Source organism: Alkalihalobacillus phoenicis (genome assembly GCF_047302405.1).
Lineage (GTDB): Bacteria > Bacillota > Bacilli > Bacillales > Bacillaceae_D > Alkalihalobacillus.
This window is the reverse complement of sequence record NZ_CP154853.1, coordinates 2,372,645-2,391,093: the sequence shown is the minus strand read 5'-3', so window position 1 is coordinate 2,391,093 and position 18,449 is coordinate 2,372,645. Positions and strand designations below refer to the sequence as shown.

Below are 18,449 nucleotides of genomic sequence, written 5' to 3'. Positions count from 1 at the left end.
TCTCCCGCAGGAGTCTCTGAGTATTCCGCTGGCTCCGTTTTGGTTAAAGAAAATACAGCTGAAGCCTTAATGAAGCATTTAATTGTTTGAGTTTCTTTCCAGTTAAAGGAGTGAATGAAACTTTTTCAGTGGTCCCCATTTGGTCGGGGGTGATATGCAAATCTCCCAGATTAACCTCGCCAAGTTAAAAAAAATGTGTGACAGGCAACACATCAACATATCCTAATATTAAAATTAGCCATCTTTAATCCATTAAAAGGAATAAATCGACAAAATCACTGAAATTACTACTGATTTCTTTTTCGTTTATAGTATAATGGAACGGTGTAAGGAGGAGAACAATGTCTGAATCCAATAAAAAGCCAAAAAATGAACTATTTGAAGAACGTGTGTCACAAGCAAAAATCGTGAGAAGAGTCGTACTTGTGACGATTTTTGTCATATTAATTGCTGGGGCCATTGTGGCCATTAGTGGCTTTAATTACATAAAGTCAGCTTTAGAACCAATGGATGAAGAAAATCCTGAGACGATTGAAGTGACGATACCGATCGGGTCAGGACCATCAACGATCGGGACCATTTTAGAAGAAGAAGGTTTAATACAAAATGGAACAATCTTTCGTTATTATGTTCGTTATAAGAATGAATCAGGGTTTCAAGCAGGAACTTATGAATTATCCACGGGTATGACAATGGATGATTTAATTGCTGAATTAAAAGAAGGTACCGTGATGGTAGATTACGCTTTGAGTTTTACGATTCCTGAAGGTAGATGGTTAGTAGATACAGTTGAAATTATCGCTAATAATACGGATCATTCTACGGATGAAATATTAGAAGTTGTCGAAAACGAAGAGTATTTAAATGATTTAATTGACCGTTATGATATGCTTACAGATGAAATTTTACAGGAAGATATTAAACAGCCATTAGAAGGCTACTTATTCCCGGCACGTTATGACTTTACCGATGAAAATCCAGAAATCGAGACAATTATTGAAGAGATGCTGAATCGTACCCAAGCCATTTATGATAATTATATCGATGAAGTGAATGCAAGTGAGTACACTTTCCATGAATTATTAGCCTTAGCTTCAATTATTGAACGAGAAGCTCAGCAATCGGAGGACCGTTATAAAATATCAGGAGTGCTTTATAACCGTCTTGAAACGAATATGCGCCTCCAAGTCGACCCAACGGTTGCTTATGCGATTGGAGAACATTTGTACATTACAACATTTGCAGATTTAGAGTATGATTCACCATATAATACGTATCGGTATGAAGGTATCCCAATTGGTCCAATTGCCAATCCGGGGCAAGATTCGATTGTTGCTTCGATGAGACCTGATGACATTGAAGCCCTTTATTTCTTTGCTCGTGTCAATGGACAGGTGCTCTATACGAATACGTTCCAAGAACATACTGAAGTGGCTAATGAATATCGTCAAGAATGGTATGATTTCCAAAATAGTCAAAATGAAGAAGAGTCAGAAGACGATTCTGAATAAAAGCGGGGGGATGTGGATGAAATCATTCACATTCCTTCTGTTTGAATACACTAAGAGAAGGCATAATGGAGAATAAGAGGTGAACGTATGATTGATGAAAAAATAGAAGCTTATTTAAAAAAACTTGCTCCCACACGTGGTGAGAAAATAGAAGCAATCGAAGCTTATGCTCTCGAACATGATGTGCCGATTATGGATTTAGTCGGGATGGAATGTTTGTTGCAGCAACTTAAATTAGTGCAACCGAAACGAATTCTCGAAATTGGAACGGCTATCGGTTATTCAGCGATTCGGATGGCGACCAGTTTACCTGAAGTAACGGTTGTGACGATTGAACGTGATGAGCCGAGATTTTTAGAAGCGAAAAAAAATGTCTCAGATTTAGGATTGATTGATCGCATTCAGATTCATTTTGGAGATGCGTTAGACATTTTTGAATCACTTGAATCAGAAGCTGACTTTGATGTATTATTTATTGATGCTGCGAAAGGCCAATATCAGCGTTTTTTTGATTTGTATAGCCAAAAAGTAAGATCAGGTGGTATTATTTTTTCTGATAATGTTTTATTTAGAGGGCTCGTAACAGAGGAAGAGGTTGAGAGTAAACGTTTAAGAGGGATGGTTAAGAAGCTACAGCGATACAATGAATCGCTTATGTTGCATCCTGATTATGATACGAGAATCCTTCCAGTTGGAGATGGACTAGCGATTAGTATTAAAAAATAAAGAAGGTGTCTGTTTTGAATGAACAAAAAAAACCAGAGTTACTTGTGACGCCTAAAGATCTAGAAGCGATTTCTATGTTAAGTGAAGTCGGGGCTGATGCATTTATAATAGGCGAACAACGTTATGGTTTACGGCTAGCTGGTGAATTTACTCGTGAACAAGTAAAAGAAGCAACTAGATTAGCCCACTCACTAGGAAAAAAAATCTATGTGGCGATGAATGCTCTTTTTCATAATGATAAAATCGATGAATTAGCCGATTATGTTCAGTTTTTAGCTGAAACAAAAGTCGATGCGATTGTCTTTGGTGATCCAGCTGTTTTAATGACAGTCCGCTCTGAAGCGCCACAGATGAAGCTCCATTGGAATCCTGAAACGACAGCGACCAATTGGTTTACCGCCAATTATTGGGGGCGTAAAGGGGCTAAAAGAGCTGTTTTAGCAAGAGAACTTAGTATGGATGAGATTATTGAAATGAAAGAAGAGGCGGAAGTAGAGTTGGAGGTGCAAGTACACGGAGCTACTTGTATGTTTCAATCAAAACGGACACTCATCGGTAATTATATGAGCTTTCAAGGAAATAATCTTGCAGTTGAAAGAACGGATCAAGATAGGGGAATGATGCTTGCTGATCCTGAGCGCGGCGTCAAGTATCCCATTTTTGAAGATGAAAATGGGACCCACATTTTAAGTCCACACGATATTTGTATTATCGATGAATTAGAGGAAATGATTGAGGCAAAGGTTGATTGCTTTAAAATAGATGGAATTTTAAAGTCGACCGATTATTTAGTCAAAATAACACAGCTGTATCGTGAAGCGATTGATTTATGCGTTAGTGAGCGAAGTGAATATATGAAGAAAAAAGAAGAATGGCTTCAATTAATAGAACAAATCCAACCAGAAAATCGGACAATCGATACAGGGTTTTTCTTTAAGGAAACGGTTTACTAGTAGGAGGACTATATGGAAATGATTGCAGAGCGTACAAAAGAAGGCAAAAGAGTAATCGTTAAAAAGCCTGAACTTTTAGCACCTGCTGGTAGTTTAGAAAAGCTAAAAGTGGCGATACATTACGGGGCTGATGCCGTATACATCGGCGGGCAAGAATTTGGGTTACGTTCTAATGCCGATAACTTTACGAAGGAAGAAATGCGTGAAGGTGTTGAATTTGCGAAAAAATACGGAGCAAAAGTTTATGTAACAACGAATATTTATGCCCATAATGAAAACATGTCCGGGTTAGAAGAGTACCTAATTGGTTTACAAGAGGTTGGTATTTCTGGTATTATCGTTGCCGACCCTTTAATTATTGAGACTTGTAAAAGAGTCGCACCAAAAGTCGAGGTTCATTTAAGTACACAACAATCTTTAAGTAATCACCTTGCTGTGAAGTTCTGGAAGGAAGAAGGTTTACATCGAGTTGTTTTAGCTCGTGAGGTAAGCTTGGATGAAATGCTTGAAATGAAACGAAAAGTTGATATTGAAATTGAAACATTCGTTCATGGGGCCATGTGTATTGCATATTCGGGGCGTTGTGTGTTAAGTAATCATATGACGGCAAGAGATTCGAATCGTGGTGGCTGCTGTCAATCCTGTCGTTGGGAATATGATTTAGTGGAAACGAATGAAAACGGTGAAAAAGCACTTTATTCAAATGATGATATTCGCTATACAATGAGTCCAAAAGATTTAAACTTAATTCAGTCCATACCCAAACTGATCGAAGCAGGAATTGATAGCTTAAAGGTCGAAGGAAGAATGAAGTCAATCCATTATGTTGCAACGGTTACGAGTGTTTACCGTAAAGTGATTGACGCTTATTGTGCCGACCCCGAGCATTTTTCGATCGAGAAGTCATGGCTAGATGAACTCGAAAAATGTGCGAATCGTGACTTTGCCCCACAATTTTTTGAAGGGGTTCCCTCTTACAAGGAACAAATGTATGGGAATCATCCGAAAAGGACAAACTATGATTTTAGTGGACTTGTCCTAGATTATGATGAACACACGAAAATCGTTACCTTACAGCAACGGAATTATTTTAAACAAGGGGACGAAGTAGAATTTTTCGGACCGGAAATCGAGCATTTTGTTCAAAAAGTGGAGACGATATGGGATGAAAAAGGAAGAGAATTAGATGCGGCAAAACATCCATTACAAATTGTTAAATTTAAAGTGGACAAACCTATTTACCCGCAAAACATGATGAGAAGAGAGGTTCGTTCATGAAGTCAAAACCAATCATCATTGGTGTAGCTGGTGGGACAGGCTCCGGCAAAACAACAGTAGCTAAAGAAATTTCTTGCCAATTTAATGAAAAATCAATTGTATTAATTGAGCAAGATGCATATTATAAAGATCAAAGTCATCTCGATTTTAATGACCGTTTGCAAACGAACTATGATCATCCACTTGCTTTTGATAATGATTTATTACTTGAACATTTATTAAAACTAGTGAATCGTGAAAGTGTTGATAAACCAGTTTATGATTATGCCAAGCATACTCGTTCAAATGAAACCATTAAAATTGAACCAAAAGATGTTATTATACTTGAAGGTATTTTAATTTTGGAAGATGACCGATTACGTGATATCATGGATATTAAATTATTCGTTGATACAGATGCTGATTTACGAATTATGAGAAGGCTCGTCCGTGACATCAATGAACGTGGGCGTACGATTGAATCGGTTATTGAGCAATATACGACGGTTGTTAGACCGATGCATTTACAATTTATCGAGCCAACAAAACGTTACGCTGATATCATCGTTCCAGAAGGTGGTCAAAATCGAGTCGCCATTGATTTAATGACAACAAAAATAAGAGCAATTATTGAAGAAAAAGTCATTTTGTAATAGGATAAGAAAAGCGAGGTGGGATATATTCCAACCTTGCTTCTTTACAAGATGAAAGACGTAAAGAAAGAGTAAAGCGGATTCATAGTTATAACGACTGGAAAGAAACATTCGAAAAAAAGGTTCTAATTAAGAACAGCCTAACTTCGTAATCAATGACGCAGCTCTTCTTTACAACTAAGTAGGAGAAGAAAATAAAACCTAGTAAGAAAAATAACAACAGTATTTATTTTATGAGGAGTGACACTAATGGCTGAAGAAAAAAAGCATTATATGACAATGGATGGAAAGCGTAAGTTAGAAGAGGAATTAGAATATTTAAAAACAGAGAGACGTAAAGAGGTGGTTGAACGAATCAAAATCGCGCGTAGCTTTGGGGATTTATCTGAGAACTCTGAGTACGATTCCGCAAAAGAAGAGCAAGCTTTTGTTGAAGGACGTATTGCTCAAATTGAAAAAATGATCCGTAATGCCGTTATGATTGAAGATGAAGAGGGCGGAAGTAATGTCGTTTCTTTAGGTAAAACCGTTAAATTTATCGAGCTTCCTGATGGTGAAGAAGAAGTATATACGATCGTTGGTAGTGCAGAGTCAGATCCAGCTGAAGGCAAAATTTCAAACGACTCACCAATGGCAAAAAGTTTATTGGGACGTTCTGTGAATGATAAAGTAATTGTGAACACTCCTGCTGGTGATATGGAGTTAGAAATTTTAGAAATTAGCTAATTGGAACCGTTCCTTTAGAAATAACTTTAAGAACAGGCTAGTAGAATTTTCTATTGGTCTGTTTTGTTTTGATAATTTTATGCAATATCGTAATAATATTCGACTGCCTTTTTTACTCAAAGTTCGTTATAATATAAAGAAAGCTTGTTAAGAAGCAGGCCATTAGCGAGGGCTAGGCCATAGTGGTATTTATACTTTATATCGATAATATCAGCTGTGCCTTAATGTTCTTACTAGTGAATATAGATATAGTTTTAGGAGGAGACGTTGAATGCAAAGATCGAGATCGGACAGCCGGAAGAAACAGCGCTTAAATCAGCTTTTAAATATATCGATAGTTGTAGTGATCGCTTTAATTGGAGTGTTTGCATGGCAAATCTTTAAACCATCTTCAACAGAGGTTGGTCAAGAAGAGACAGAGCAGCAAAATGAGTCAGAGTTAGAAGAGTATGAAGAGGGTACAGACCCAAATGAAGAGACTACGTCTGGTTCAAATGAGGAAAGCGGAACAAATGACGATGAGGATGCAACTGAGGAAGAAGAAGAGGCAAGAGAAGAGGACGATGAGGACGGCGAACTTGAACCAGTAGAAGACGGTGAGTGGGAGCCAGTAGGAACGAATCAATCGGGTGCTTACGTTCATGATTTTAATAAAGGGAGCTTAAATTGGCAGGAAAAAGAAAGAGCTCTTCGTTATGCAACAGGTTTAAGTGAAGATAACATGACGGTTTGGTTTATTGGGAATGGTGGTAGCTCACACCGTGTTAAAGGTGTTGTATCTGACCGTGAGAATGTCGACCGACCATATGAAATCCTAATGGAATTTGTCGAAGGAGAAGGCTGGCAGCCACTCGAGAAAAAACAATTAGACAGTAATCCATATCGATAACATTATATGAAAAAAGGGGCTGGTTCATCAGCCCTTAAATTGAAAAAGCCGATGTCTTTTACATGCTGTAAAAGATATCGGCTTTTAGTTCGACAAGAGTTGTGCACTGACACTTGTCGAAAAGGCCTTCTATGAAGCCCGAAGCAGTAGAATAAGAGCCGCAAAGGAATCAAAGAGCAGCTATGAAGCCCGAAGCAGTAGAAAAAAAGCCGTAAAGGGAATCAAAGAGCAGCAATGAAGCCGGAAGCAGTAGAAAAAGAGCTGTAAAGGGAATCAAAGAGTTGTAATGAAGTCAGCAGCTATTGAAAAAGAGCTGTAAAGGGAATCAAAGAGCAGCAATGATGCCAAAAGCCATCGAAAAAGAGCCGCAAAGGAATCAAAGAGCAGCAATGAAGTCGGAAGCAGTAGAATAAGAGCCGCGAAGGGAATCATAGGCCGGCAATGATGCCAAAAGCCATCGAAAAAGAGCCGCAAAGGAATCAAAGAGCAGCTATGATGCCAAAAGCCATCGAAAAAGAGCCGCAAAGGGAATCATAGGCCCGCAATGATGCCAAAAGCCATCGAAAAAGAGCCGCAAAGGAATCAAAGAGCAGCAATGAAGTCGGAAGCAGTAGAATAAGAGCCGCGAAGGGAATCATAGGCCGGCAATGATGCCAAAAGCCATCGAAAAAGAGCAGAGCCGGATACGACGAATCATAAGGATTCTAAGTTAAAACAGTGGCGATAATCTTCTTTCAGACATGATTTTTACTGAAAAAATGTGTATACTTGTAAAGAATTAGTCTAATATGGGCTCAATGAAAATTTGTAAATGATAAATACAAATAATGAGAAGATAAATAAAGGTGGTAAAGCAAGTGACTATTGGAATTATTGGAGCAATGGAAGAAGAAGTAGAATTATTAAAAAGCAAAATTGACAATCGAGTTGATACAACAATTGCTGGCTGTGAATTTCATCAAGGGAAAATGAATGGAAAAGAAGTCGTGCTTTTAAAATCAGGGATAGGAAAAGTGAATGCGGCAGTGGGAACAACTTTACTGATTCAGCTGTTTAAACCTAAAGCAATAATTAACACTGGTTCAGCCGGTGGGTTTAACGAATCCTTAGAGGTTGGTGATATCGTCATTTCAACAGAAGTTCGTTACAATGATGTGGATGCAACGGTTTTTGGTTATGAATTTGGTCAAGTTCCTCAGATGCCAGCTTATTATGAACCAGCACAGGAATTGGTAGCTGTTGCAACTGAAGCGGCTAAGAAGGTAGGTGTGCCTTCTGTACCGGGATTAATTTTATCGGGCGATTCTTTTATGAGCGATCATAACCGTGTCCTTGAATTAAAGGAGATTTTTAACGAACCGGCTTGTGCAGAAATGGAAGCGGGAGCGATTGCTCAAGTTTGTCATCAATTCGGAACGCCTTTTGTTATTATTCGCTCATTATCTGATATCGCCGGTCAAGAGGCGAAACTTTCTTATGAGCAGTTTTTAGAAAAAGCGTCCGTTCATTCGGCGAAACAAGTTTTATTAATGATTGAAAGCATCTGATTTTTTGGTAAAACTCTCCTCCCCTCCCGTCTGTTCCCGCTATTTATATGATTCTTTCATGTTAAAATGGGAATTAGATAGGAGGGGAGCCTAATGAATGAAAAAGAATTACAAGAGTTAGAAGGAAAAATAGATGACTATAATCGATTTCGGTTTATTTTACTTTCGCTAAGTACGATTTTATTTTTAGGCATCATTGTTCCAGTTGAAGGAAAAGCACTTTGGGTGGCTCCTCTGTTAATTATTGGAGTTTTTCTCATGCTCTCTTTTGCTTGCCTTTGTCATTATCTAACTAAAAAAGCAGAATCAGAGCTTTATGATAATTGACATGAAGTGGCTGCATGAAATGATTCAAACTTCTGCTTCTAAACATTAAATAAATTGCATACACTTAATTAAATTCAGCCAAGCCAAATTTCTTATCCAAAAGGAAAGGAGTTTGGTTTTTGTTTTGTGATTTAAGATAGGTAATAACTCAATATTTAAATAGATGCTATCAGTTAGATACATAGATAAACCAAGCTAGCTGTATAAATTTTTGTCAAAACCGTTTATGATAGAAAGAGATAATCGTTTAAAAAATATAGGCGTATTTTGTTATGGGAGAGAGAATGTTGGACAAACAATCAAAGAGACCGTTAATACTATTTGCCATTATGCTGGCGATGTTTGTGTCAGCAGTTGAAGCAACGATCGTCGCAACCGTTATGCCAGGGATTGTTGTGGATTTGGGGGGGTTCTCCTTATTTAGTTGGGTATTTTCTGCGTATTTGCTTATGCAAGTAATGACGATACCGATTTATGGCAAACTTGCCGACATGTATGGAAGGAAGAGAATATTTGCTATTGGAATGTTTTTCTTTTTATTAGGTTCGTTATTATGTGGATTTTCAACATCAATGGAAATGTTAATTATTAGTCGCTTAATTCAGGGAATCGGGGCAGGTGCTGTTCAGCCAATGGCGACTACGATTGTTGGTGATATTTATACAAAAGAAGAACGTGCTAACATTCAAGGTTATTTATCAAGCGTTTGGGGAATTTCGGCGGTAGCTGGACCGATTATTGGAGCGACAATCGTTACATATTTACACTGGTCTTGGGTATTTTGGGTAAACATTCCACTTGGTATTTTAGCGGTTGTAATTATCCTGATTTATTTAAAAGAACCCGTTAGTCAATCGAAAAAACAGATTGATTATGGAGGAGCCATTTTGTTATTATTAGCGATTGCTCCAGCAATGATCCTATTTATTCAAACAGGAACAAGCTGGTATTGGACAGATGCTATCTTTTGGTTGCTCTTGCTTTTATCTTGTAGTAGCTTTTATTTGTTTTTGAAGCAGGAAAAAAGAGCGGCAGAACCAATTATGACGCTGTCGTTATGGAAAGAAAAAGGGGTGCGAATCGCTAATATTGCTTCATTTACAGCGGGAGCCATTTTACTGGCAATTTCAAGCTTTTTACCGACTTTTGTACAAGGATCATTGTTTGTGTCTCCATTAGTGGCTGGGCTAACGTTAACGGTGATATCGATTGGGTGGCCACTTTCGGCAATGATTGCTGGAAGAATGATGCTAAAGACAGGATTTCGTACGACTGCTGTGATTGGAGGAATTAGTCTAGTCGTTGGGTCCGTTTGTTATGTTCTATTAAATGTTCTTCCATTTGCACTTATCGCGGCTTTCGGTTCGTTTTTTATTGGAGTTGGGATGGGATTTATGACCACAACGTTTATTGTTTCCATTCAATCAACGGTACCATGGAATATTAGAGGAGAAGCGACGTCGCTTAATTTGTTTATGCGTCAATTAGGAGGAAGTGTAGGAGTTGCTTTTCTTGGTGGCATTCTTAATTATCGTATTAAACAATCACTAGTAGAACACCAGGAGCAATTAAGCTTTGAACCGTCACTTGATGCAGTTAGTGCCTTGTTAGAAGGGGAACAGTTGGCAGCACTATCTTCATTAGAGCAGTCTATTTTACAAAATGGTTTATCATCTGGATATCAGTGGCTATTTATGATGTTAGTCATATTAGCGATTGTGAGTTTAGTTTTTGTTCTTGCCTTACCAAAAGGGAAACCTAATCAACAAAAAGCAGTGAAATGATTCAAGTGATTTCAAGTTAGTAGAGCATTTTTCAATCTCGTATCAAAGAGGTAAAAGTTAATTGTTGCTACGGAAGTAACATGAAGGACTATCCCAAAGGTAAATACTTTGTGTGATAGTTTTTTTTGCTGAGGAGAGTGTTTCGGTTATGAGGAGTAGGTGATAGGTAATGGAATCAGTGTGATGCTGGGATTAGGGTACGAAAAAGTGGTGAAAGTAATAAAAACCGTAGCCTGAAGTATAAAATGAACTCTTTCAATTAGGAAAGAGGAAAACCGATCGCTCCCGGGATGGGGGCACGCTTTCCGCAGGCGGGCGTGGAACTAACCGGCTGAGCCGGTGGATTTCCACCTGCCCTTTCCTCCTGCAGGAGTCGACCCCCATCCCGTCCGCTAGAGATCCCATTCTGGCATGATGCCCCTTTTTCATGTCTCTTCTTAAGGGATCACAAATAACCATTCATCGTGATCTTTTTTCAGATGGATGGTTATTTTGGTTTAGATTTACAAGTTGTTTGGAGCTGGATCGTCCAAGGCATATAGGCGTTCAATTGTTCTGGGTTTTGATAGATATCGAGATTGGGCACGTCTGTCAGTACCTTCACGAAGCACTGATAAAATGAAATTTAATGCATAGTGTATGGATTGGCCTAGCGTGTTAACTCTAAAAAATGCTTTAAGATTTTAGCTGTTAAGCCCCAGATAACGTAATCTTTGTAAAAATAAAAGTATTCCTTATGTGTTTGAGTTCGATTTACATAAGCGTCTTTGTTGGCAATCTTTTCGAACGGAAACCGATTATCTGGAACCATTTTCATTGTGAGCTCATATGATTGAGCTTGATAGGAGTAGAGGTAATCTAAAGGAATGGTAAAAATGTGGTCCACTTCTTCTTTGTTTAAATGAAGAGTAGTTAAAGAATTTAATTGGGCAACAAATGGGTAAATGATACCACGGTTTGGACTAACAATATAATCCAGTGAAGAAATCATTTTAATTTCAGAAGGAGGGATGCCAATCTCTTCTTGAAGTTCTCTAAGGGCCGCTTCTTCATTGGTTTGATCAGTGGGATCGATTCTCCCACCTGGAAAACAAATCTCTCCTGGTTGGCTATTTAACGTTAGTGCTCTTACTTCGAAAAGGACTGAAATCCCTTCCTTTGTTTGAACCAAGGGTAGAAGAACCGCTGAATGTTTGCTCGTATCTTGACCGAGTATAGTAGCTTTTCGCGAATGTAATTTTTCTATAATCGTATTTATGTTTGTTTTTGACAATCCGAAAACCCCTTTTAAAATCTTTTCATTTTTTAGCGTTAAAATGGTATTCCATGATTATTGTCTTTATATCACTTATTGTAAAGGAAAAGAATCAATCAATCATCATCAAATAAAGAAAGTAGTAAAAAATAATTTAGGTACTATTGTTATTTTAAAATATAAATGGTATAGTTGACTAAACAAATAATTAATTATTTATCGCATGTGACTGATTCGATCAGGCAGGGTGGTACTGAGAAAAGGGTGTTTTTAAGCATTCTTTTTACAGGACTCCCCTGCCTTTTTATATGGTCATATAAGTAAAGGAGAAATCAAGAATGTTTTTAAAAGGTTTATTTAAAAAAGAAAAGCAATTAAAAGTATACGCTTTATATGCCCCAATGAATGGAGAGATTTTACCACTAGAGCAAGTACCTGATCCTGTTTTTAGTCAAAAAATGATGGGTGAAGGGTTTTCGATTATTCCAAGCGATGGAGAAGTAGTAGCTCCAGTTACAGGAAAAGTGATCCAAGTCGCTCCGACAAAACATGCGATTGGTCTTATTACTGATGAAGGAATAGAAGTTTTGATTCACGTTGGTTTAGAAACGGTCGCATTAAAGGGAGAAGGGTTTACGGTTCATGTGTCAGAAGGAGAAGAAGTGACAGTGGGTCAATCATTGCTAACAGTTAATCTTTCTTATATTAAAGAACATGCTAAGAGTGAACAAACGATTGTTGTTATAACTAATACAGACGAAAGTAAATATGTTTATGAGAGCGTAGAGGAAAATCGTGCAATACTAGGGAAAACAGTCGTGATGAATATTCAAGAAAAACAATAATCTTTTGGCTTAGGAGAGGGATTTGGTCTGCTATGTCAAAAGTAAGGAGCATAGACAGATGAAATTAAAAAAGATTTTAAATAATAATGCCGTCATCGTTCAAGATGGAGAAATCGAAAAAATTGCGATGGGTAGTGGAATTGCCTTTAATAAGCAAAAAAATGATGCCGTTAACAAAGCAGAAGTTGAAAAACTTTTTGTTGTAGAAGAAACGGACAAATTGCAGCAGTTGATTGCAAGGATACCTGAAGCTCACTTTGAAATTTGCGAAAAAATCATTTCGTATGCAGAGGAAGCACTTGGAATTAAATTAAATGATCATATTCATATTTCCTTAACCGATCATGTTTCCTTTGCGATTGAAAGGCTACAAGAAGGCGTTTATTTGCAGAATAAGTTGTTACAAGAAATAAAGGTCCTTTATAAAGAAGAATTTCAAATTGGCATGTGGGCGATTCGTTACATCGAGGAACAGTTGGAAGTTGAAATGCCAATGGATGAAGCTGGATATATTGCCCTTTATATTCATACAGCTAAACCGCAAAGTAGGGACATGAAAGAAACGGTCAGGCTGACGACGATTGTGAATGATTTAATTCAAACGATTGCCGATTATTTAAATTTGACGATTGATGATGATATTTCTTATCAAAGATTAATGACTCATTTGCGTTATTCCATTACAAGGGTCGAACATTATGAGATGCACACAATGGATGATGAAATGCTTGAGATGATTAAAGCCAAGTATGCTCTTGCTTTTGCTTGTTCACAAAAAGTCGCCCATGTCTTGTTGCATACTTACGGAATAGGGCTTCCCGAAAACGAGCTTGGATTTATTGCTCTTCACGTAGAACGGCTTCGTAAAAGAAGCACGATCATTCGAAAAGATTGAGAAGAATGAGGAGGGATGCGAGTTAAGGGGAAAGGAAAGAATTTATGAAAGAAGGAACATAGACATCGTTTATTAATTATTGATCTCGTATGAGTGTTTGAATTCTTATTTATTTTAATGAAGAATGGTGTCGAATGTCTATGGAACAAGACCTGATTAAGTTATTTTAATAACGAATGAACGGAGGAAAAAATTATGATGAAATATTTACAACAAATTGGTCGCTCCTTAATGTTGCCAGTCGCGGTTTTACCAGCAGCAGCCATTTTAATGGGGATTGGTTATTGGGTTGACCCGAATGGATGGGGGGAAGGGAATCCGATAGCGGCATTTCTGATTACGGCAGGTGCTTCCATTATTGATCATATCCCAATTTTATTTGCAGTGGGGGTCGCACTAGGGATGTCGAAAAATAAAGATGGCTCGGCAGCCTTAAGTGGTCTTGTTGCTTATCTAGTCACGACTACGTTACTTTCGGTTGATTCAGTTGCGATGTTGCAAGGTATTGACGCTGAAACAGTCAATCCAGCTTTTGACAATATTGAAAACGCCTTTATCGGAATTTTCTCAGGTCTTATTTCCGCTACTATGTATAATCGCTTTAGTCATGTACAGCTACCGGCTGCACTTGCCTTCTTTAGTGGGAAACGATTAGTGCCAATTATGTCGGCTGTATCAATGTTAATTGCTTCTGTTGGTTTATTTTTTGCTTGGCCGGTTATTTATAGTGGGTTAGTCTCATTTGGAACAATGATAAGTAGTTTAGAATATATTGGGGCAGGACTATACGGATTTTTTAACCGTTTATTAATTCCAATTGGTTTGCATCATGCCTTAAACTCAGTCTTTTGGTTTGATGTAGCTGGTATTAATGACATCGGAAATTTCTGGGCTGGAACAGGTGAAAAAGGGGTAACAGGTATGTACCAAGCAGGATTTTTCCCTGTTATGATGTTTGGCTTACCAGCTGCCGCCTTAGCAATGTATCATACAGCCAAAACAAAACGTAAAAAGCAAGCCGCTTCTTTAATGTTAGCCGCTGGTTTTGCTTCATTCTTTACAGGGGTAACGGAGCCGCTTGAATTTTCATTTATGTTCTTAGCACCATTACTTTATGTGGTCCATGCTGCTCTTACAGGTATCTCTTTAGCAATTGCTGCTTACTTCCAATGGACAGCAGGATTTGGATTTAGTGCTGGATTTGTTGACTTTTTCTTAAGCTCACGGTTACCGCTCGCGAATCAGCCGTATATGTTAATTGTTCAAGGTTTAGTATTCAGTGTGATTTATTATTTCTTGTTCCGCTTTTTAATCGTCAAGTTGAATTTAGCAACACCTGGTCGTGAAGCAGATACAGAAGAAGTAGGAACAGAAGCTACATCAGAAAATGAGAAAACAAACAGTGCTCAAAATTTTGCGAGTTTAGCTACCAAGATTTATGAAGGTTTAGGTGGAGATCATAATGTCACATCCGTGGATAATTGCGTGACAAGACTGCGGATTGAAGTGAAGGATATGAATGTGGTTGATCAAGATAAGATTAAAGCTACAGGAGTTCCTGGAATTAACATTGTCGGAGCAAATAGCATTCAAGTTATCGTCGGTACTCAAGTTCAATTTGTAGCCGATGAAATAGAAAAGATTCGTAAAGTATAAGGAAATAAAGGGAAGTTTTCCTTTTAAGCTAGTTCCTGCTCTTTACAATATAAACTCAAGTGGAGTGAGAATTTAATTCTCACTCCACTTTTTATACACTCTAACAAGGAAAATAAAAAACTTAACGATTGGTTAAACATTCTCTGTTAGAAGATATTACAAACAAGCTGTTTCTTTCCTATTAATAATGTACATTATTAATAGGAAAGGTCAACGACCTAGCTTCCAAAATGTTCTCTCTACTCTCCCCCATTGGAGCGATTCGAATCGTCGAATCGCTCACTTTTTTTTGTTAAGTTATGTACAAGTGTTATTAAAATTAATATAACAAACTTAACAATTCTTCTTCTGTCAACGCACCAAAATAATGAGTGATATCCACTTTATGAAGGGCTTCTTTTAATGCTGCTGTCTCGTGGTTTACACCGATTAATATTTGTTCTAACTCTTTAATTTCCCCAACACCGAAGAAGTCACCGTAAATTTTGCAATCCACGATTTTTCCCTTTTTTACATTCAAGCGGATATCAATTGTTCCAACTGAAAAACGCTTAGAACGCTGCAAATCAAATGCAGGAGATTTTCCGTAATTCCAATCCCAGTTTCGATAACGTTCTGCCGAAACTTGATCAATGCCTTTCCAATCTTCTTCGGTCAAATCAACTTTAGGGATTTCATCGGAGCCTGCAAAAATGGATTTTAATAAAACGCTTTTTAATTCATCGACTGTCAAAGGCTTGTCGAGAAATTCTACAATGTTAGCGACACGGCTACGAATCGATTTAATTCCCTTCGAACGGATTTTTTCATCCTTTACTTTTAACGCGGAAACGACATTTTCGATTTCAGAAGATAACATTAAAGTCCCATGACTGAACATACGTCCCTTTGTTGAAAATTGAGCATTTCCAGAGATTTTTCTTTCTCCAACTTGTATATCATTACGGCCACTTAATTCTGCGTGAACACCTAAATTATTTAAGGCTTTAACGACCGGTTCAGTGAATTTTTTGAAGTTATGAAAAGACTCCCCATCATCCTTTGTAATAAAGCTAAAATTTAAGTTTCCTAAGTCATGGTAAACGGCACCACCACCTGATAAACGGCGAACAACATGTAGGTTATGATCTTTCACATAATCCAAATTAATTTCTTCAATCGTATTTTGATTTTTTCCGATAATAATTGAAGGTTCATTGACATAAAAAAGTAAATAAGAATGCTCAGGATCTAAATTTTTTAATGCGTATTCTTCAATCGCAAGGTTAATTCTTGGATCGGTTATGTTTTGATTATCAATAAATTTCATCATTGTGTTGACCTCCTAGTTTTTCTTATTTTAGTATAATCATAATTATGGGACGAGTCGAGTTATTGGTTTGTGCAAGTGAAATTTATCTTTAAAAAAGCGAGGTAGTTAGTTGAGCATAAAGATGCTGTTCTTACATAACGTATTATAAAGGATAGTAACCGTATGAATTATCAGTTAATTCCGCTTGTAAATTATCTAAACTTCGCTACAATTAGTAAGAAGATAGCATAATATATAATAGGATAGAATTATGAAAGTGAATGAGGGGAATCGTTATGGATGGACATGTTCGAAGGATAGAGTTAGAGATGCTAGAGCTTTTAGAAAAGCTTGTTAATACAGATAGTGGTTCTTATTATAAAAAAGGCATTGACCAAGTGGGAGAAATTCTTTGTCGTTATTTTCAAGAACTTGGTTATAAAATTAAAACGGTCCCACAAGAGAAGTATGGGAATCATTATGTTATTCAACATCCAGAAGTGAAAGAGCCAGAAATCTTATTAGTTGCTCATATGGATACCGTATTTGAAACTGGGACCGCCGCTTTGAGACCTTTTCAAATAAAAGGGACAAGAGCCTATGGTCCAGGCGTTATCGATATGAAGGCGAGCCTCGTGACCGTTATATATGCATTACAGCAATTAAAAAAATCAAATGACCAGGCGTACAAGCATGTGAAGATTATTTTAAATAGTGATGAAGAAATAGGTTCTCCAAGCTCACGAGCATTGATTGAGCGTGAAGCTGCTAAAGGGATTCAATATGCGCTTATAATGGAACCAGCCCGTAAAGATGGCTCACTCGTAACAGAGAGAAAAGGGAATGGTCATTATATCATGGAGATCAAAGGTAAAGCAGCACACTCGGGGATTGAGCCAGAGAAAGGGCGAAGTGCGATTCAGGAGTTAGCTCTTAAAATTGTCAAACTCCATGCGTTAAATGATCATGAACACGGAATTTCGGTAAATGTGGGGATGATTGAAGGTGGGGACGCGATTAATACGATTTCAGCAAGAGCTGTTGGTCATATAGATGTACGAGTGGCAACAGTGGAGCAAATTAAAGAAGTAGCCCATAAAATTGAAGAAGTTTGTTCCATTTCGGATGTAGATGGAACGAAAATTGATTTAACTGGTGACATTAGCCGACCACCAATGATTAAAAATAAACAAATTACCGAGCTTTTTGAAATTGTAAAAGAGGTAGGAAAAGAATTAAACATGGAAATAAAAGATACAAAAACAGGTGGTGGTTCGGATGCCTCGTTTACTGCTGCCATGGGAATTCCAACAATTGATGGACTGGGACCAATAGGTGGAAATGCCCATAGCGAAAAAGAGTATCTAGAGATTCCATCGCTAATGGAAAGAACCAAGCTTCTGGTTAAGTTAATTCATCGTCTTGTTGATGAAAATTTGAATAAAAGGAATGATTCCTTTATTGCATAGAGTAGCTAGTCTACTCTTTTTTTTGTTGAATAGGAGGAGTGACGAGAATGATTGAACAGTAGAGTAGTAGAAGTTATGGGCAAGAAGGGGGCCGAAGCTCGGCGTATAATTGAATGACAAAGCGGTAAAATACGCCGAACGATCAGAAGTACGGCGTATTTTATATACTGATAGTAAGCATATAAGCAAAGGATTAATTTAACCAAGGTCATAAAAAGTTGAAACAATGGCCATCTCTATCTTGAGTCATTGGCTGGTTGTTTTAATAATATAAACCCCTGATATCGAGTACCTTGGAAGGTTAAGTGGCCGATATCTCCTTCTGCAAGTTGACCGTATTCTTGTCCTGTCACCATAAATTCGATCCGATCCCGACTCTCGACCTCGAAAGTGACATAATAAGTTGTAGAGGAACTACTTGACCTGAAACCATTATCGTGGTGGTGAAGGTTACTTGAAGAGCGTGTATCGGCCCTTTTGGTTACAAGTTTTGCTGAAACGGTTAATACGGGTTGCTTATTGTTGGAAGACCATTGGTAAATCCCACTAATAATGAAAAAAATAAAAAATCCAATTACAAGAAAGAAGATAAGGAAGAAAATAACATCAAATAAAGCAAATGAGTCGTTTGGAAAAAATGAGTCTTCGATAAACATAAAAACAGC

The 18,449-nt window shown here is 37.6% G+C and carries 17 protein-coding genes; 14 read left to right on the top strand and 3 right to left on the bottom strand.

Going from position 1 to position 18,449, the window contains the following annotated elements:
• Window positions 1-341 precede the first annotated feature (341 nt).
• The 10 genes from mltG (at window position 342) to AA0017_RS11450 (ending at window position 10,373) form a co-directional block, all read left to right on the top strand.
• Window positions 342-1,511 carry an endolytic transglycosylase MltG gene (mltG, locus tag AA0017_RS11495; RefSeq protein WP_413382186.1) on the top strand — a complete coding sequence of 390 codons (1,170 nt, stop codon included), beginning with the start codon at window positions 342-344 and terminating at the stop codon, window positions 1,509-1,511.
• 87 nt (window positions 1,512-1,598) lie between these two features.
• The gene (locus AA0017_RS11490; RefSeq protein ID WP_413382183.1) at window positions 1,599-2,237 is read left to right on the top strand and encodes an O-methyltransferase; all 639 of its coding nucleotides are present in this window, start codon (window positions 1,599-1,601) and stop codon (window positions 2,235-2,237) included.
• Window positions 2,238-2,311: 74 nt separating this feature from the next.
• Entirely contained in the window at window positions 2,312-3,190 is an 879-nt protein-coding gene (locus AA0017_RS11485; RefSeq protein ID WP_413382567.1) for a peptidase U32 family protein, read from the top strand.
• Window positions 3,191-3,202: 12 nt separating this feature from the next.
• Window positions 3,203-4,468 carry a peptidase U32 family protein gene (locus AA0017_RS11480; RefSeq protein WP_413382181.1) on the top strand — a complete coding sequence of 422 codons (1,266 nt, stop codon included), beginning with the start codon at window positions 3,203-3,205 and terminating at the stop codon, window positions 4,466-4,468.
• Entirely contained in the window at window positions 4,465-5,100 is a 636-nt protein-coding gene (udk, locus tag AA0017_RS11475; protein ID WP_413382178.1) for a uridine kinase, read from the top strand. Before AA0017_RS11480 ends, udk begins: the two co-directional genes overlap by 4 nt.
• 249 nt (window positions 5,101-5,349) lie before the next feature.
• Window positions 5,350-5,826, top strand: coding sequence for a transcription elongation factor GreA (greA, locus tag AA0017_RS11470; RefSeq protein ID WP_003321494.1), 477 nt, complete (start codon window positions 5,350-5,352; stop codon window positions 5,824-5,826).
• A 271-nt stretch (window positions 5,827-6,097) separates the two neighbouring features.
• Complete coding sequence (locus AA0017_RS11465) at window positions 6,098-6,715, top strand: YrrS family protein (RefSeq protein WP_413382175.1); 618 nt, start codon at window positions 6,098-6,100, stop codon at window positions 6,713-6,715.
• Between the two features lie 857 nt (window positions 6,716-7,572).
• The gene (mtnN, locus tag AA0017_RS11460; RefSeq protein ID WP_413382172.1) at window positions 7,573-8,262 is read left to right on the top strand and encodes a 5'-methylthioadenosine/S-adenosylhomocysteine nucleosidase; all 690 of its coding nucleotides are present in this window, start codon (window positions 7,573-7,575) and stop codon (window positions 8,260-8,262) included.
• 93 nt (window positions 8,263-8,355) lie between these two features.
• Window positions 8,356-8,589, top strand: a complete 234-nt coding sequence (locus AA0017_RS11455; RefSeq protein WP_413382169.1) for a YrhC family protein — start codon at window positions 8,356-8,358, stop codon at window positions 8,587-8,589.
• A 284-nt stretch (window positions 8,590-8,873) separates the two neighbouring features.
• Window positions 8,874-10,373, top strand: a complete 1,500-nt coding sequence (locus AA0017_RS11450; RefSeq protein WP_413382166.1) for an MDR family MFS transporter — start codon at window positions 8,874-8,876, stop codon at window positions 10,371-10,373.
• A gap of 649 nt (window positions 10,374-11,022) precedes the next feature.
• On the opposite strand, the gene AA0017_RS11445 is transcribed toward AA0017_RS11450, so the two are convergent.
• The gene (locus tag AA0017_RS11445) at window positions 11,023-11,646 is read right to left on the bottom strand and encodes an NUDIX hydrolase (protein WP_413382164.1); all 624 of its coding nucleotides are present in this window, start codon (window positions 11,644-11,646) and stop codon (window positions 11,023-11,025) included.
• Between the two features lie 320 nt (window positions 11,647-11,966).
• Between AA0017_RS11445 and AA0017_RS11440 the strand changes: the two genes are divergently transcribed.
• From AA0017_RS11440 to nagE, 3 genes are all read left to right on the top strand, one after another.
• Window positions 11,967-12,473, top strand: coding sequence for a PTS glucose transporter subunit IIA (locus AA0017_RS11440; protein WP_413382161.1), 507 nt, complete (start codon window positions 11,967-11,969; stop codon window positions 12,471-12,473).
• Between the two features lie 58 nt (window positions 12,474-12,531).
• Window positions 12,532-13,368, top strand: coding sequence for a PRD domain-containing protein (locus AA0017_RS11435; RefSeq protein ID WP_413382158.1), 837 nt, complete (start codon window positions 12,532-12,534; stop codon window positions 13,366-13,368).
• 195 nt (window positions 13,369-13,563) lie between these two features.
• Window positions 13,564-15,024: an N-acetylglucosamine-specific PTS transporter subunit IIBC gene (nagE, locus tag AA0017_RS11430; RefSeq protein ID WP_413382155.1), complete on the top strand. Its 1,461-nt coding sequence runs from the start codon at window positions 13,564-13,566 to the stop codon at window positions 15,022-15,024.
• A gap of 319 nt (window positions 15,025-15,343) precedes the next feature.
• Here the strand turns inward: nagE and AA0017_RS11425 are convergent, their stop codons facing one another.
• Window positions 15,344-16,333: a lipoate--protein ligase gene (locus AA0017_RS11425; RefSeq protein ID WP_413382564.1), complete on the bottom strand. Its 990-nt coding sequence runs from the start codon at window positions 16,331-16,333 to the stop codon at window positions 15,344-15,346.
• Between the two features lie 278 nt (window positions 16,334-16,611).
• Between AA0017_RS11425 and AA0017_RS11420 the strand changes: the two genes are divergently transcribed.
• Window positions 16,612-17,784, top strand: coding sequence for a M20 family metallopeptidase (locus tag AA0017_RS11420; protein ID WP_413382152.1), 1,173 nt, complete (start codon window positions 16,612-16,614; stop codon window positions 17,782-17,784).
• A gap of 236 nt (window positions 17,785-18,020) precedes the next feature.
• Here AA0017_RS11420 and AA0017_RS11415 read toward each other — a convergent pair whose 3' ends face one another.
• On the bottom strand, window positions 18,021-18,440 hold the full coding sequence (locus AA0017_RS11415) for a DUF2500 domain-containing protein (protein ID WP_413382149.1): 420 nt from the start codon (window positions 18,438-18,440) through the stop codon (window positions 18,021-18,023).
• Between the last annotated feature and the right edge of the window lie 9 nt (window positions 18,441-18,449).